This window comes from Dyella sp., assembly GCF_035508675.1.
In the GTDB taxonomy this organism is placed as follows: domain Bacteria; phylum Pseudomonadota; class Gammaproteobacteria; order Xanthomonadales; family Rhodanobacteraceae; genus Dyella_B.
Map to the genome: position 1 here is coordinate 17,603 of NZ_DATJMN010000101.1, position 16,665 is coordinate 34,267.

11 protein-coding genes are annotated in these 16,665 nt (G+C 63.2%); 7 read left to right on the forward strand and 4 right to left on the reverse strand.

Annotation, left to right across the window (positions count from 1 at the left end; translation table 11 throughout):
• Positions 1 to 31: 31 nt before the first annotated feature.
• Positions 32 to 1,645: an amidase gene (locus VMA74_RS05825; RefSeq protein ID WP_325365695.1), complete on the reverse strand. Its 1,614-nt coding sequence runs from the start codon at positions 1,643 to 1,645 to the stop codon at positions 32 to 34.
• A gap of 112 nt (positions 1,646 to 1,757) precedes the next feature.
• Between VMA74_RS05825 and VMA74_RS05830 the strand changes: the two genes are divergently transcribed.
• Together VMA74_RS05830 and VMA74_RS05835 are read left to right on the forward strand one after the other, a co-directional pair.
• Positions 1,758 to 2,465 carry a cytochrome c4 gene (locus tag VMA74_RS05830; RefSeq protein ID WP_325365725.1) on the forward strand — a complete coding sequence of 236 codons (708 nt, stop codon included), beginning with the start codon at positions 1,758 to 1,760 and terminating at the stop codon, positions 2,463 to 2,465.
• Positions 2,462 to 3,754 (forward strand): c-type cytochrome, encoded by a 1,293-nt coding sequence (locus VMA74_RS05835; RefSeq protein ID WP_325365696.1) that lies wholly within the window; start codon positions 2,462 to 2,464, stop codon positions 3,752 to 3,754. Before VMA74_RS05830 ends, VMA74_RS05835 begins: the two co-directional genes overlap by 4 nt.
• On the opposite strand, the gene VMA74_RS05840 is transcribed toward VMA74_RS05835, so the two are convergent.
• The 3 genes from VMA74_RS05840 to VMA74_RS05850 form a co-directional block, all read right to left on the reverse strand.
• Complete coding sequence (locus tag VMA74_RS05840; protein ID WP_325365697.1) at positions 3,747 to 4,934, reverse strand: efflux RND transporter periplasmic adaptor subunit; 1,188 nt, start codon at positions 4,932 to 4,934, stop codon at positions 3,747 to 3,749. The two genes, VMA74_RS05835 and VMA74_RS05840, sit on opposite strands and share 8 nt — an antisense overlap.
• 10 nt (positions 4,935 to 4,944) lie before the next feature.
• A complete protein-coding gene (locus tag VMA74_RS05845; protein WP_325365698.1) occupies positions 4,945 to 8,130 on the reverse strand; it encodes an efflux RND transporter permease subunit in 3,186 nt (1,061 codons plus the stop codon).
• A 211-nt stretch (positions 8,131 to 8,341) separates the two neighbouring features.
• Complete coding sequence (locus tag VMA74_RS05850; protein WP_325365699.1) at positions 8,342 to 8,881, reverse strand: mismatch-specific DNA-glycosylase; 540 nt, start codon at positions 8,879 to 8,881, stop codon at positions 8,342 to 8,344.
• A gap of 105 nt (positions 8,882 to 8,986) precedes the next feature.
• On the opposite strand from VMA74_RS05850, the gene rng reads away from it, so the two are divergent.
• From rng to vapC, 5 genes are all read left to right on the forward strand, one after another.
• The gene (gene rng, locus VMA74_RS05855) at positions 8,987 to 10,468 is read left to right on the forward strand and encodes a ribonuclease G (protein ID WP_325365700.1); all 1,482 of its coding nucleotides are present in this window, start codon (positions 8,987 to 8,989) and stop codon (positions 10,466 to 10,468) included.
• A 36-nt stretch (positions 10,469 to 10,504) separates the two neighbouring features.
• Positions 10,505 to 14,392, forward strand: coding sequence for a YhdP family protein (locus VMA74_RS05860; protein WP_325365701.1), 3,888 nt, complete (start codon positions 10,505 to 10,507; stop codon positions 14,390 to 14,392).
• A 73-nt stretch (positions 14,393 to 14,465) separates the two neighbouring features.
• Complete coding sequence (gene tldD / locus VMA74_RS05865) at positions 14,466 to 15,905, forward strand: metalloprotease TldD (RefSeq protein WP_325365702.1); 1,440 nt, start codon at positions 14,466 to 14,468, stop codon at positions 15,903 to 15,905.
• A gap of 63 nt (positions 15,906 to 15,968) precedes the next feature.
• On the forward strand, positions 15,969 to 16,166 hold the full coding sequence (locus tag VMA74_RS05870) for a type II toxin-antitoxin system VapB family antitoxin (RefSeq protein ID WP_325365703.1): 198 nt from the start codon (positions 15,969 to 15,971) through the stop codon (positions 16,164 to 16,166).
• Positions 16,163 to 16,555 carry a type II toxin-antitoxin system VapC family toxin gene (vapC, locus tag VMA74_RS05875; protein ID WP_325365704.1) on the forward strand — a complete coding sequence of 131 codons (393 nt, stop codon included), beginning with the start codon at positions 16,163 to 16,165 and terminating at the stop codon, positions 16,553 to 16,555. Before VMA74_RS05870 ends, vapC begins: the two co-directional genes overlap by 4 nt.
• Positions 16,556 to 16,665 lie beyond the last annotated feature (110 nt).

Consider the following 16,665-nt stretch of genomic DNA (forward strand, 5'->3'; position numbering starts at 1 on the left):
GCGAGCCGTTTTCGGCCAGGTCGGTGCGTATTCAATGACTCTGTGCAGGCACCGGCGCATAGGCATTGCCATCCACCGTCGGCAAAAACGTCGGCGGCTGCCAGGCATGCGTATGTTGCTCGAAGCCGTAGGCGATCGAAATCAGCGTCGGTTCGCTCCACTTGGCGCCGAAAAACACGATGCCGACTGGCAAGCCATGCGCCCAGCCTGCCGGCACCGTCATCGACGGATAACCCGCCACTGCCGCCGGCTGCGACGCACCGCCAATGGTGGGATTGCCACTGACGATGTGATCGCCCAGCAGCAGGTCGGTGAGATAAGCCGGCCCCCACGAAGGCGATAGCAGGGCATCCAGATGATTCGCCTGCAGCGCCGCATCAATGCCTTGTGGCCCGGACAATTGCTTGGCCTTGGTCAAGGCATCTACATAAGCCTGGTCGGTCAATGGCCCCTTGGCTTGCGCTTGCTCGAACAGGTCCTGGCCGAACCAGGGCATTTCGCGCGCCGCTTCCTGTTTGTCGAAGGCGATCAGGTCGGCGAGTGTTTTCACCTTGAGTCCCGTGCGTCCGGCCAGATACGCGTTGAGGTCGTGCTTGAAGTCATACAGCATCACGGTCATTTCCGGATCGCTGAGTTCAGCCAGATGCGGTAGCGTGACGGGATCGATGATGATCGCTCCTTGTGCCTTCATCGCCGCGATCGCTTCATCCAGCACGCGATCAGCATTGGGTTCGTTGCCGGCCAGTTGCCGCACCACGCCGATGCGCTTGCCGCGCAAACCATCAGGGTCGAGAAAGCGTGTGTAATCGGTGGCGTGCTTATCCGCATCCGCCGTGGCAGGATCGCGCGGATCGCTGCCAGCCAACGCAGTGAGCAAGATCGCCGCATCGGTGACGTTGCGCGCCATCGGGCCGGCCGTGTCCTGGTTGTGGCTGATCGGGATGATGCCGCTGCGGCTGACCAAACCCAGGGTCGGCTTGATACCGACGATACCGTTCATCGACGCCGGGCAGATGATCGAACCATCGGTTTCCGTACCCACTGCCACCGGCACCAGACCCGCCGCAACTGCAACAGCGGAACCCGAACTCGAGCCGCAGGGATTGCGATCCAGCGCATACGGATTACGCGTCTGCCCACCCCGGCCGGTCCATCCACTGCTGGCATGACTGGAGCGGAAGTCCGCCCACTCGCTCAAATTGGCCTTGCCCAGGATCACTGCACCAGCCTTGCGCAGTCGCGTTACCAGTGCGGCATCATGCAGCGCCGGTGCACCCATCAGCGCCAACGAGCCGGCCGTGGTGAGCGTGCGGTCGCCAGTATCGATGTTGTCCTTCAGTAGTACTGGAATGCCATATAGCGGGCCATGCGAAGACGTGCGCGTGGCATCGAGCCGCGCCGCGATTGTGGTGGCATCCGGATTCAACTCCAGTACCGAGCGCAGCATGGGACCGGCTTGATCGAGCTTGCGGATGCGCGCGATGTCGTCTTGCACCAGCGCCTTGCTGGTGAGCTTGCCGGCATCCATCCGCTGCTGCAGCTGGGTCACGTTTTGCCAGGCCACGTCAGTGTCCTGGGCAAAAACCGGCGCGAAGGGCAGAGCGGCAAGCGTGAGTGCGGCACACAACAGCGATGGGCGAAGCATGGCGACAACCTCCGGGCGTGGCGTGATGCCGCAGCATAACCGCAGGCGTCACGGATGGCGTATGCGCTGCTCCTATACTTTCGGCGTGGGTGCCAGGGGCCGATCGATGTCAATGCGATGGATCATCCCATTCGCCGCGCTGCTGTGCAGCGGGCTTGCGCATGCCGATTCGCCTTCGGTGCCGGATACGCTGCAGCAACGCATCGCCGCGTGTACCACCTGCCATGGCGTGCATGGTGAGGGCTCGCCGGCCAGTGGCTTCTTTCCGCGCCTGGCCGGCAAGCCTGCCGGTTACCTCAGCTTGCAGATGCAAAATTTCCAGCGTGGGCTGCGCAAATACGCGCCGATGGAATACACCGTGCGGCTGCTCACGCCCGCATACATGCACGAGATCGCCGCGTATTTCGCTGCGCAGCAGGTGCCATACGAGCGCAAGCCAATACCGCCGCTGGCACCATCGACCTTGCAGCGCGGCGAGCAACTGATTACCACCGGCGATCCCTCGCGCAAGATACCCCCATGCCAGGCGTGCCACGGCAAGCAGCTCACCGGCACCGAGCCTTCCGTACCGGGGTTGGTCGGCTTGCCGTACGACTACATCAGTTCGCAGCTGGGTTCGTGGCGTACCGGTACGCGCGCGTCCGCAGCGCCCGATTGCATGGCGCAGATTGCCAATCGCCTCGCGCCTGCCGACATCACCGCCGTATCGGCCTGGTTGGCGAGCCAGCACGTGCCGGCCGATACGCATCCGCAAGCCGCCGGTTCCATCACGCCGCCCTTGCGTTGCGGTGTGCTGCAAGCACCGCGAGGTGGCGCATGAAGCCGCAGCGCCGGCTACGGATGTTCATCGTGCTGCTGGTGATCGCGTTGGGCGGTGGGTGGTGGCTGTCACAGCACCATCGAGCGCAGCCGACTTCCCAGGAAGATCCGGCCATCGCTGCCATGCTGACGGAGCCTGGCGTGATCGCCAGAGGCCGTTATTTGGTTACAGCAGGCGATTGCGCTTCCTGTCATACCGCGCGTGGCAGTCAGGCGTTTGCCGGCGGACGCATGCTGCCTACACCGTTCGGCACGATCTCCGCGCCCAATCTCACACCCGATCGGACCACCGGCATCGGCAACTGGCATTTCAATGATTTCTGGCGCGCCTTGCACGAGGGCATAGGGCGCCAGGGCGAGCTGCTTTATCCAGCGTTTTCGTACACCTCGTTCACCAAGGTCACGCGCGACGACGCCATCGCGATCTTTGCCTACCTTCGTTCCTTGCCCGCAGTACGCCAGGCGAATGCGGCGTCGGGGCTGCGTTTTCCCTACAACATGCGGAGCGTGCTCACGATCTGGCGCGCCATGTATTTCAAGCCAGGCGTCTACCAGGCGCAGCCTTCGCAGTCGGCGTCCTGGAATCGCGGTGCGTATCTGGTCGAGGGCCTTGGGCATTGCAACGAATGCCATGGCCAGCGCGATGCATGGGGTGGCCTGGAAAGCCGCGCAGCCTTGTCGGGTGGGCAGATTCCCGAACAGGACTGGTATGCGCCGGATCTCAGCACGCACGCCAACGGTGGCCTGCATGGCTGGAGCAAGCAGGACATCGTCGATGTGCTGAAGGCCGGCCAATCAGCGAAAGGCGCCGCCGTGGGACCTATGGCGGACGTGATCGCCAGCAGCACGCAATACCTGCACGACGACGATCTGCAAGCCATCGCCGACTACCTGCTTTCGCTGCCCGCGCGCATGCCACCGGCGCCTGTGCATGCGAGCTTCGACAACCAGTCGCTCATCGACCGCGGCAATGCCGTATATGCCAAGCGTTGTGCCGATTGCCATGGCAAAAACGGCGAAGGCGTGCCGGGCATTTATCCGCCGCTGGACGGCAATGTATCGGTAGTGGAACCCACCGGTATCAACGCGACGCGCGCGGTCTTGCTGGGCGGCTTTCCCCCGGTGACTGCCGGCAATCCGCGCCCATATTCCATGCCGCCGTATGCGCAGCAATTAAGCGACGCCGATGTGGCGGCGGTGGTGACCTATATCCGGCATGCCTGGTCGAACCGAGCCCCAGCGGTGCACGAGCGCGATGTGGCGACGTATCGGCATACTCCTATCAATTAGGCGGCAAGCCCGGCTTTTGTGCCTTGTTCGGCTCGGCAAGCTTCACCTGCTGGCCTTCGTACAGCGAATCCGGCGGACTCAGCACGACACGGTCGCCATCGGTGAGCCCTTCGGTGATTTCCACGGTATTGCCGAAATCACGCCCCAGCGTCACCGGCTGCAGATGAACGTGCTCCTGGCCGTCGACCAGCGCTACGCGCAAACCTTCGGCGCGGAACAGCAGCACGTTCGCGGGGACGATGTAATTGCGCGTGGCCGTGGATACCTGCAACGTCACATTGGCGTACACGCCAGGTACCAGTCGCTGTTCGGCGTTGGCTACGTCGATTTCCGTACGCAGCGTACGCGTGTTCGGATCCAGCGCATCGGCCGTGCGCGCCACCGTGCCGGTGATCGGCTTGGCGCCGTAGGTATTGAGGCTGACGTTGGCGGGCATGCCGACGTGCACGCTGGCGGCATAGGTTTCCGGCACATCCACGAACACGCGCAACGTGCTGGTGTCGGCAATCACGAACAGATTGCTGCCGCTGGCGCCTGCATCCACCAGTGCGCCGAGGTTGAGATTGCGCTGCGTGACGATGCCGTCATAGGGCGCGTCGATGTGTTTGAAGTCTTGTAGATTCTGCAGGCGGGCCACGTTGGCCGCATCCGCCTGCACAGTCGCGACATCGGCCTTGTATTGCGCCATGTACTGGTCGGCGGTCTGCTGCGCGATCAAGCCTTGCGTGGCCAGTTTCTGGTAGCGGTCGGCGGTCAGTTTGGCGAACGCCTCATTGGCCTGATCGGTACGCATCTGCGCTTTGCCTTGCAGCAGCTGGTTGTCGACGTCCGGCGTGTCCAGGTCGGCCAGGCGCTGGCCCTTCTTCACCTTGGCGCCGATATCCACGTACCACTTGGCCACGTAGCCGGTGGTGCGTGCATACACCTGCGCGTCCTGCCAGGACGCGACGGTGCCGGGCAAGCTCAGGCTCTGATCCCTGGGCGAGGCCTTGGGCGTAATTGTGGCCACCGTAGCGATGGCGTTGCGGTCGGTATCCTCGGTCAGCTCATGGCGTGCCTGCACGCGCTTGGCGATGCCGAGAGCGCCCAGCACCACCAGTGCGACACCGAGCGCGATGAGCACGAGCCGCGCGCCATGCGAAGGCCGGCCGGGACGATGCGAAACATTTGCACTGGACATAGTCGTGTTCTCACGCGGCGGCTGCATCACGGCCGGCCTTGTGGCTGCGATGCATCAAGCTGAAGAAAGTGGGGACGAAGAACAAGGTGGCTGCGGTCGCCAGCAACAGGCCGCCGATCACGGCGCGGCCCAGTGGCGCGTTCTGCTCGCCGCCTTCACCCATGCCCAGCGCCATCGGCACCATGCCGATGATCATCGCCAGCGCCGTCATCAACACCGGGCGGAAACGCTGGAAGCCTGCCTCGATCGCCGCCTGCACTGGATCGTCATGATGCGCCAGCCGCTCGCGCGCAAAGCTGATCACCAGGATCGAGTTGGCGGTGGCCACGCCCATGCACATGATCGCGCCCATCAGCGCCGGTACCGACAGCGGTGTGCCGGTGAGGAACAGCATCCACACCAGGCCGGCCAGCGCGGCGGGCAAGGCGGCGATGATGATCAGCGGGTCGAGCCAGCTTTGGAAATTCACCACGATCAGCAGATAGACCAGCACGATCGCAAACAGCAGGCCGCCGAGCAAACCCTTGTAGGAGGACTGCATGGTTTGCACCTGGCCGCGTACCTCGATGTTCACGTCGCGCGGCAAATGCTGGGCGTGTTTGGCCACGACGCGCTGCACGTCGCTGGCCACGCTGCCCAGGTCGGTGCGATCCACCGAGGCATACAGATCCATGGTGGGCCGCGTGCTGTAATGGGTGACGATTGCCGGCGCCTCGCTGCGTGAGAACGAGGCCAGGTTCTGCAAGGTCTGGCTGACAGTCGGGCCACCTGACGAACTGCTGCTTGCCGCTTCGCTGCTGATGCTGCGGATCGGCAGATTTTTCAGCGCCTGCAAGGTGTCGATCCGGTACTGCGGCATCTGCGTGGCGATGGTGTAGCTGATACCGGTTTTCGGGTCGACCCAGAACGTAGGGCTGACCTGCGACGAGCCTGCCAGCGCGGTCAGCAGATTGCTCGCCACGTCTTGGGTGGTCAGGCCGACCAGGCTGGCGCGCGTGCGATCCACGTTCACGTCGATCTGCGGCAGGTTCAGCGCCTGCTGGATGCGCAGATCGACCAGGCCGGGAATGGTCAGCAGATCGCCATACAGTTCCTTGGCGACCTTCGTCGCCGCCGCGGCATTGTGGCTGGACACCTCCACGTCGATCGGCGCGGGCGCGCCGAAGTTGAGAATCTGCCCGACCATGTCCGCCGGCAGGAACGAAAAGATCACGCCAGGATATTTCTGCGCCAACTCATGCCGCAGGCGGCGCACGTAATCGATGGTGGGGCGGTGGTCCTCATTGAGGGTCACGAAAATGTCGCCGTCGGAGGTGCCCACTACGCCGGTATTGCTATAGGAAAGATTGATGCCGCTGTAAGGAATGCCCAGCGTGTCGACGATGCTGTCGAGCTCCTGCTGCGGGATCGTGTCGCGGATCACGCCTTCGATGCCGTCGGCAAGCCTTGCCGTTTCCTCGATGCGCAGGCCGACCGGCGCACGGAAATGCAGCTTGATCTGCCCGCCGTCCACGTACGGAAAGAAATCGCGGCCGAGCCATGGCACCAGCAAGCCGACGGATAACGCGCAGCTGGCAAAGAAGAGGATGGCGAACAATCCGCGATGCCGCTCCGTGGTTTCCAGCGCACCGCGGTAGCCTTCGCGCAGCCGCTCGAAGCGGCGCTCGAAGGCCAGCTGGAAACGACTCATGGGACCGGTTACCTGCTTGTCATGCACATGCTTCTTCAGCCAGAACAACGACAGCGTCGGTACCAGCGTTCGCGACAGCACGTACGACGCCAGCATGGCGAACACCACCGCCTCGGCCAGCGGTGCGAACAGGTACTTCGCCACGCCGCCCAGGAAGAAGATCGGCACGAACACGATGCAGATCGACAAGGTCGACACGAACGCCGGCACCGCGATCTGGTGCGCGCCCTCCATGATCGCGTCGTAGACCTCCTTGCCTTCTTCCAGGTGCGAGTTGATGTTCTCGATCGTCACCGTGGCATCGTCGACCAGAATGCCCACCGCCAGCGCCAGGCCGCCCAGCGTCATGATGTTGATGGTCTGACCCAAGGCCGACAGCGCAATGATCGAAGCCAGAATCGACAACGGAATCGAGATCGCAATGATCAGGGTCGAGCGCCACGAGCCCAAAAACAGCAGGATCATCAAACCGGTCAGCCCGGCGGCAATCACGCCTTCGCGGATCACGCCGGAAATGGCCGCGCGCACGAACAGCGACTGATCGGAAAGCGAATGGATCTCCAGATTCTGTGGAATGGCCGCACGAATCGCCGGCAGCATGCCGTTCAAGCTGTCCACGATATCCAGCGTCGACGCGTCGCCGATTTTCAGGATCGACATCAACACCGCGCGCTGGCCGTTCACGCGCACGATATTGGTTTGCGGTGGCGAGCCATCGTGCACGTGCGCTACATCGCGAATATAGGTGGTGACGCCGTTGACGGTACGGATCGGCGCGTTGTTCAGCTCATCGATCTGTTGTGGGCTGCCGTTCAACTTCACGCTGTACTCGGTCTCGCCGATCTTTTCGGTGCCCGAGGGCAGGATCAGATTCTGGGCGCCGATCGCCGCCACCACGTCGCTGGGAGACAAGCCATGCGCCAGCAATGCCTGCGGGTTGAGATCCACCTGCACCTGACGCTGTCTGCCGCCGTAAGGGTAGGGCGTGGCTGCGCCGCGTACGGAGGTAATGAAGGTGCGTACGATCTGGTTGGCGTCGTCGAAAATGGTGGTTTCCGAGAGTTCTTTCGACGACAGCGCAAACTGCAGCACCGGCACGGTGGAGGCGTTGTACACCAGGATCAGCGGTGGATTGGTGCCCTGTGGCATCGAGCGCAGCACGGTCTGCGAAATGGCGGTGACCTGCGCCACGGCCATGTCGATCTTCACGTTGGGCTGGAAATACACCTTCACCAAGCCGACGCCATTGAGCGATTGCGTCTCGGTATGTTCGATATCGTTGACGGTGGTGGTCAGCGCGCGCTCGTAACCGGTGATGATGCGGTTATTCATGTCTTCGGCGGGCAGGCCGGTGTAATTCCACACCACCGAAACGACCGGGATATCGATATTCGGAAAGATATCCACCGGTGTGCGCAGTACCGCCAGAGGCCCAAGGATCAGCAGCAGCAACGCCAGAACGATGAAGGTGAGCGGTCGCTCAAGCGCGATTTTGACGATCCACATAACCGATGCTTTCCATCAGCCACGCAAAACGGACGTCCGTTTGCGCGGCTGACTCTGAGAGGTTGCCGGGAAGATAGCAGCCTAGACAATTTTCATGACGGCAACCATAGGCCGAAGGCAATGCCGATTTCCGCACCTATTTGCGGTGCCGCGTTGCGGCGTGCGCGGAATAGGCAAACGCCTGCAGGACCGAGTGTGGATGATTCGCATGTCATGGCTGGCCAAGTGTCCGCGATGCATGTGCAGCCAGCGTGACCCACGGCGCCAGATCCCAATGTCCGCGCGCCTGCCCGGAGGGGGACGGCAGCACGAACACCGCGGTGGTGCCGAATGCACGATGCTGCAATCCGTAGCCGATTCCGGCACCGAGCACCGCCCGCGCAGCGTGCTTGCTGGTGAAGGCGAGCATGTCCGGTGCGTATTGTTCGAGCTTCGCCAGCAGTCCGGGCACATCGAAGGCGTCTTGCGGCAGTTCGTCGTCGTTGCCCACGTGACGCTTGGCCAGGTCGGTCAGGCCGAGGCCGAATTCGGGCAGGAGCGGGAATTCTTGGGGGGCGAGCAGCCGCGGTGTCAGCCCGGACTGGAACAGCGCGCGCCAGAACATGTTGCCCGGGTGGGCGTAGTAGGCCCCTTCCTGGGCCGATCGCTTGCCGGCGGCGGTGCCGCAAAACACCAGCCGCAGGCCGGGGCGCAGAACGTCGGGAAGGATCGGGCTGTCGAACGAGGGCGAAAGGGTCTTGGACAAGCGCATGGGGATTACTTTACCGAACTCGGCAGTACAGCAGCAGGCGTGCGCTGCGCATCGACAGTTCTCTCAGCTAACGGCTATAAATAGCTGGATAGCTTGGGGAAACCGGTGAGCGAAGAAATCCTGATCAATGTGACCCCGCGCGAGACCCGGGTCGGCGTGGTGGAAAACGGCATGTTGCAGGAACTGCATGTCGAGCGGGCGTCCCGGCGCGGGTACGTCGGCAATGTCTACAAGGGACGGGTGCAGCGGGTGATGCCAGGCATGCAAGCGGTGTTCGTGGACATCGGCCTGGAGCGCGCGGCGTTCCTGCATGCTTCCGATATCGTGCGCCCCCCGCTGCCGGAAGGGGCGGAGGTCAGTACCGGCAATGGCAACGGCCATATGCCTTCGATCAGCGAGTTGGTGCACGAGGGCCAGGAGATCGTCGTGCAGGTGGTGAAGGACCCGATCGGCACCAAGGGTGCACGGCTGTCCACGCATCTGTCGATTCCCTCCCGCTACCTGGTGCTGCTGCCGCATGCGCGCACGCTGGGCATTTCCACCCGGATCGAGGACGACAATGAGCGGCTGCGCCTGAAAGAGGTGCTTACCCCATTGATCGGCGAAAACCCCCTCGGCTACATCGTGCGTACCAATGCCGAAGGGCAGTCCGCCGAATCGCTGGCGTTCGACGTCACCTATCTGGGCAAGGTCTGGCGCGTCGTACAGGAAAATATTGCGAAGGCCAAGGTCGGCGACCGCGTCTACGAAGAACTGTCGCTGCCGCTGCGTGCGCTGCGCGACCTGCTCAACGACGACATCGAAAAGGTGCGCGTGGATTCGCGCGAAACCTATGAGAAAGTCGCCAAGTTCGTCCACAAGTTCATGCCGAGCCTGGACGACCGGATCGAACATTATTCCGGCGAGCGCCCGATCTTCGACCTGTACGGCGTGGAAGACGAAATCCAACGGGCCTTGCGCAAGGAAGTGCCGCTGAAATCGGGCGGCTATCTGATCGTCGACCAGACCGAGGCGATGACCACCATCGACGTCAACACCGGCGGCTACCTCGGTACACGCAATCTGGAGGAGACCGTTTACCGGACCAATCTGGAAGCTGCCCAGGCGGCCTCGCGCCAGCTGCGGCTACGCAACCTGGGCGGCATCATCATCATCGATTTCATCGACATGACCGATGAGGAACACAAGCGCCAGGTCATCCGCATGCTCGAAAAGGGCCTCGCCCGCGATCACGCCAAGACCACGGTGTACCCGATGTCGCCGCTGGGCCTGGTCGAGATGACGCGCAAGCGCACCACCGAAAGCCTGGAGCGCCAGCTGTGCGAACCGTGCCCCGCCTGCATGGGGCGCGGCACCGTGAAAACCGCCGAGACCGTCACCTACGAGATTTTCCGCGAGATCACCCGTGCCGTGCGACAGTTCAACGCGCAGAAGCTGCTGGTGATGGCAAGTCCCAAGGTAGTTGGGCGCATTCTCGAAGAAGAGTCCGCCGCCGTGGCCGAATTGGAAGAATTCATCTCCAAAAGCATACGCTTCCAGGCAGAGGAGCATTACTCGCAGGAACAGTTCGATGTTGTACTTCTTTGAAGCAGGCGCACAGCCTGCTCCCGGCGCCTAGCAAGCATGCAGTCGCAAGCCTGGATACATCGCGCGACGCGTGCGCTCGGTTGGCTGCTTGGGGTGGCGGTGATCGCGCTTGCCCTCACGGCCGCGCTGGCACAAGTGCTGCTGCCGCTGCTGGCAAAACATCCCCAATGGGTGGCACAGGAACTGAGTGCAAAACTGCAACGGCCCGTGAGCTTCGCGGCGATGGAAGGGCGCTGGGAAGCTTCTGGCCCGCGTTTCGTCATGCACAACGTGACCTTCGGCCCCACCGCGGCGGGCGGCACGCCGCTGCAGATCCCGGAAGTGGATCTCAAGCTGGATTTCGGCGGCTGGCTGCTGCCTTCGCGGCATCTGTTGAACCTGCAGGCCAGCAACTTGGAGCTCGACATCACGCGCGATGCCGATGGGCGCTGGCACGTCAACGGCCTTGGCAAGGCTGGCAGCGGCGAGCGGCAGAATATTCCGTTTGGCCATCTATCCGTCGAATTGTGGCTGGATCATCTGCGCGTCAATATCGACGATCAGCTCATCAACGAACGCTACACGCTACTGGCCGAGCAGCTTCGCCTGACGCACCAAGGTAGCCACATTCGCGTCGGCGCGCGCATCCATCGAATCGGTGCCACCGGTGTGCTGAACGCGGCCGGCTGGTTCCGCGACGACGGCGCCAGCGGCAAGTTCTGGATGGCGACACACAACGCCGACCTGCATGGCCTGGTAGCGGGCTTCGATATGGGCGGCTACACGATCGACAGCGGCCACGGCGACATCGCGGTATGGATGGATTGGCACCAGAACCAGGTCGTGCGCGAGCTGTTCCAGCTCAACCTGCAAAACCTTGCCGTCACCAATCCGGCCGGTATCAAGGTAAACGTTGCGCCATTGAACGGGCTGGCCGAACTCGGCCGCCATGACGACGGGTACACCGTGCGCTGGGCCGCCCGCGACGGCGGCGCGGCGCAGGCCGACGTGCGTCATTTCGGCACGCCGCAAGCCGATATCCGCGCCGTCGCAAGCAAGCTGCAATTGGCGCCGCTGATGCCGTGGCTGGGCCTGAAACCGGGGTTGTCGCCAGGGTTGGCGCAATGGCTGGGCGCTGGCACGCCGCATGGCCAGATCGACCGCGCTGTGTTCCATTGGAGCGCCGCGGCAGGGCTGGATACCTTGGATGCGGCGTTCGACAACCTCGGCATCGCAGCGGTCGGCAAGCTGCCTGGCCTGGATCATTTGCAAGGCGAAGTGCGCGGCGATGCGCAAGCGGTCTCGCTGGAATTGCCAACGCAGGCCGCCACCATCACTTATCCGCACAGCTTCCGCCAGCCGTTTGTCATGAGCCAGCTGGGCGGCACGATTGCTGCGTGGCGCGATGCAGACGCCACGCATATCGGCATCGCAAGCATGGATTTCGAAGGCCAGGGCTTCGGTGGCAACGCCCAGGGCGAGATCGAGCTGCCCGCGGCTGGCGGCCGGCCGTTTCTCGACGTGTATCTCGCGCTTACCCACGCCGACGTGACGGCGGCCAAACTGTTCTGGCCGATCGATTCCTTGAACCCGCACGCCGTCGCATGGCTGGACCAGGCTTTTGTCTCCGGCCGGATCGACGATGCCGCCGTCGTGGTGCGCGGCAGCCTGGCGGATTGGCCGTTCCATCACAACGAAGGCCGCTTCGAGGCGCGCGCCGATATCAGCGATCTCACGCTGGATTACGGCAAGAGCTGGCCGGTGGCCGAACATGTACAGGGCACCGCCCAATTCATCGATGCCGGCATGCTGATGGAGGCGACCGGCGCCACGATGGGCATCAAGGTGACGCATGCGGTGGCGGTGATTCCGGAGCTGGCCCACACCACGCTCGACCTGAACATCAGTGGCGAGGGCAATGCGTCCGATTTGCTCAACTTCGTCGGCAACAGCCCGATCGGCAACAAGCACGCCGACGTGCTGGCCAAGCTCCAACTGGGCGGCACCGGCAATTTCGATTTCCATCTGTCGCTGCCGACCCACGAGATGCACAACTTCCTGCTCGACGGCACCGCGCAGTTGAATGACGTCGACGTCAACGCACCGGCCTGGAAACTGCAGCTGGGCAAGCTCAACGGTTCGGGTACGTTCGATGCGCACGGCTTTCATGCCGGACCGCTCGCCGGCTATTTTCATGGCGAACCGACGCAGGTGGACCTGGCGATTGCCGCGGCTACCGGCGACCCCAACGTGGTGCTGGCGGCCAAGCTCGACGGCAGTTACACCGTGCAGGAACTGCTGCAGGACTATCCACAGCTGAAGTGGCTGGGCGACATCGCCGACGGACGCGGCCAGTTCACCTTCGGCTACCAGATTGCGCACGGCGATGATGGCGTTTCGGACGTCCAAACGCTCACCATCGACTCCCCGCTATCCGGCGTCGCGCTCAATTTTCCAGTGCCGCTCAGCAAACCGGCCGATGGCACGCTACCCTTGCACGTCAGCCTGGGCGTGCCCACCAATGGTGCGCAGATGCAGCTGGCGCTGGGATCGGTGGCGCGGGGACGATTGCGCCTGCCGGACGACGGCGTAACGCCGCTGGCCGCGACGTTTGCCTTTGGCGACCAGATGCCCGAGGCCGATGCGCTGCCGGCCAAGGGCATGCGCATTCGCGGCGATGCGCCGGAGCTGGACGTCACCGGCTGGATCAAGCAATCGATCGCCGGCAGCGCCAATGGCAACGGCATGAGCCTGGAGACGATCGACGTAAACACCGCGCACGCCGAAGTGTTCGGCCGCGATTTTGCGCACATGCACGTCACCGCCGAACCCAAGGCCGATACGCTGGAACTGGATGTGGATAGCGCCGCCGCCGCGGGCCACTTCAGCGTGCCGACCGTGGATCTCAACAAGCGCGGCATCACCGCGCGCCTGCAACGGCTGTACTGGCCCAAGCAGCCGACGCTGGCAAAAAAACCGGGTGAAGCGCCGCCGCCGGCCACCGATCCGGCCAACACCGGCATCGATCCACGCACCATGCCACCGCTGCATTTCTGGGTACATGACTTGCGCCTGGATGAAGCCAAGCTGGGTGAAGCACGCCTGGAAACCTGGCCGACGCCCGATGGCATGCACATCGATCAGCTTTCTACGCAGTCGCACAGCGTGCAGGTCAGCGGCAGCGGCGACTGGAACGGCACGCCGACCCAGAGCAGCACGCACCTGCAGGTGGATTTCAGCGCGAACAACCTGGGTGAGATGCTGACCGCGTTCGGTTTTGCCGGCATCTTCGATGGCGGCAAGACGAGCGATCAGCTCAACGCCACCTGGCCGGGCGGTCCGTGGGCGTTCGAGCTGGGCAATATGGACGGCACGCTTGCGGTAGAGGTCACCAACGGCAGCATTCCGAAGGCATCGCCGGGGGTTGGCCGCCTGTTCGGACTGGCCTCCATCGCGGAATTGCCGCGCCGCCTGTCGTTCGATTTCAATGACGTGTTCGGCAAAGGTTTCGGCTTCGACCTGATCAAGGGCGACTTCAAGCTGAGCAACGGCAGCGCCTACACCAACAATCTGAAAATCCACGGCTCTGCCGCGGAGATCACGGTCAAGGGGCGCACTGGCTTGCGCAACAAAGATTACGACCAGCAGATGGTGGTGATCCCGCACATCGGCAACAGCCTGCCGGTGGTAGGCGCCGTGGTCGGCGGTCCGATTGGCGCGGCGGCGGGCTTGGCGGTACAGACCGTGCTGGGCAAAGGCCTCAACCACGTCGCCATCAAGCGCTATCACATCACGGGTAGCTGGGATAAACCGGTGTTTACCTCGGGCGGCGAAAGCGAGCAGGCGGCCCCCGCGTCGGCGGCCTCCGCGCCGAGTGCGCCTGCTGACGCAAAGTCTGCGCCGGCTCCTGCATCATCGGTACCTAAGCCACCGCAGCATCCCTGAGGCCTGCTTGCTCTTTAAGCGGCAGGAATCGCCCATACTTCGTTCACTCGACCACCATCATGGTAGCTATCGCATGAGTTCCCTAATCGCCCAGGCCGAAAACCGCTTGCTCACCCCCGGCGGACTGGCCACCGGCGATCTTGAGCGCGTCTTCACGCAACTGATGGGGCCATCCATCGATGCCGCCGACCTGTACTTCCAGCATTCACGCAGCGAGTCGTGGGTACTGGAGGAGGGCATCGTCAAGGATGGCAGCCACTCCATCGAGCAGGGCGTGGGTGTGCGTGCGATCAGCGGCGAAAAGACCGGCTTTGCGTATTCCGATGAAATCGTGCTGCCGCAGCTGCTGGAGGCGTCCAAGGCCGCGCGGGCCATCGCCCACGGCGGCAACGGCGCCGGCAAGCCGCTGGCTGTGCACGGCGTGAAGCCGCTCTATCCGGCGATCGATCCGGTAGAGAGCCTGCCCAATCCCGACAAGATCGCCGTGTTGCGCGAGGTGGATGCCTACGCGCGCACGCGCGATCCACGCGTCAAGCAGGTCATCGTCAGCATCAACGCCACGCTCGACACCGTGCTGGTTGCCGGCTCGGACGGCACCTTGGCGGCAGACGTGCGCCCGCTGGTGCGGCTGTCCGTGCAGGTGATCGTCGAGCAGGGCGGCCGCCGCGAGCAGGGCTATGCCGGTGGCGGCGGGCGCTATGGTTATCGCGAATTGCTCGAAAACGGTCGCGCCAAGGCGTTCGCGGATGAAGCCGTGCGCCAGGCGCTGGTCAACCTGGATGCGGTCGACGCACCGGCCGGCGGCATGACCGTGGTGCTCGGCCCCGGCTGGCCCGGCGTGCTGCTGCACGAGGCGATCGGCCATGGCCTGGAAGGCGATTTCAACCGCAAGGGCAGTTCCGCCTTCGCCGGCCGCATCGGCCAGCGCGTGGCCGCGCCGGGCGTCACCGTGGTGGACGACGGGACCTTGCCGGGTCGCCGCGGCTCACTGACCGTGGACGACGAAGGCACGCCCACCTCCTGCACCACGCTGATCGAGGACGGCATCCTCAAGGGCTACATGCAGGACAAGCTCAATGCGCGCCTGATGGGCATGGCGCCCACCGGCAACGGTCGCCGCGAATCCTTCGCGCAGTTGCCGATGCCGCGCATGACCAACACCTACATGCTGGCTGGCCAGCACGATCCGCAAGACATCATCCGCTCGGTGAAGAAGGGCCTGTACGCGGTCAACTTCGGCGGCGGCCAGGTGGACATCACCAACGGCAAGTTCGTGTTCTCCGCCAGCGAGGCCTACCTGATCGAAGACGGCAAGGTCACCACGCCGGTGAAAGGCGCCACCTTGATCGGCAGCGGCCCCGATGTGCTCACGCGCGTGTCGATGATCGGCAACGATCTCGCCCTGGACGAAGGCATCGGCGTGTGCGGCAAGGATGGACAAAGCGTGCCGGTAGGCGTGGGCCAGCCGACGCTGCGCGTGGAAAGCATGACGGTGGGTGGTACGGCATCCTGACAGGTTGTTTGAGCGAGCTTCGGCCAGCCGCTAGAATGTGTATAAACGCAATCACGAGTACACATGATGCGCACGAACATTGTTATTGACGACAAGCTCATGCGGGACGCGCTCAAGGCGACTGGCCTGAAAACAAAGAGGGAAGCCGTCGAGCTTGGTCTGATGACGCTGGTCAAGCTTAGCAAGCAAGAGGAAATTCGTCGCTTCCGGGGCAAGTTGCACTGGGAAGGCGATCTTGATGCGATGAGAAAAGATGGATGATCCTGGTCGATTCGAGTGTTTGGATCGACTATTTTCGCGGCGAAAGCACCCCGCAATGCGAACGACTCGACGTCTTGCTTGGGGCGCAGCCCGTCATTATCGGTGACTTGATCCTCGCCGAAGTTTTGCAAGGATTTACCAGCGACAGGGAGTTTGCACAGGCGTGCAGGCTGTTGACGTCGTTGACGGTTATCGAGATAGGCGGCAAAGACATTGCGCTACAGGCCGCTCGACATTTTCGAATTTTGCGCGCGCAGGGCATCACGGTGAGGAAAGCGATCGATACCTTGATCGCTACCCGTTGCATGCACGATGGTTATACCCTTTTGCACGCCGATAAAGACTTTGAGCCTTTTGTCGCGCATCTTGGCCTGCGATCTGTATTTTGAGATGCAAGGGATGCTCTGATTAATTCAACGTAGGTCGCAGCGACCCTGTGAGTTCGCAGAGCACAGGGGCATCGGCGAAGGCAGACTGGCGGTTTGTCGAGACGATGGAC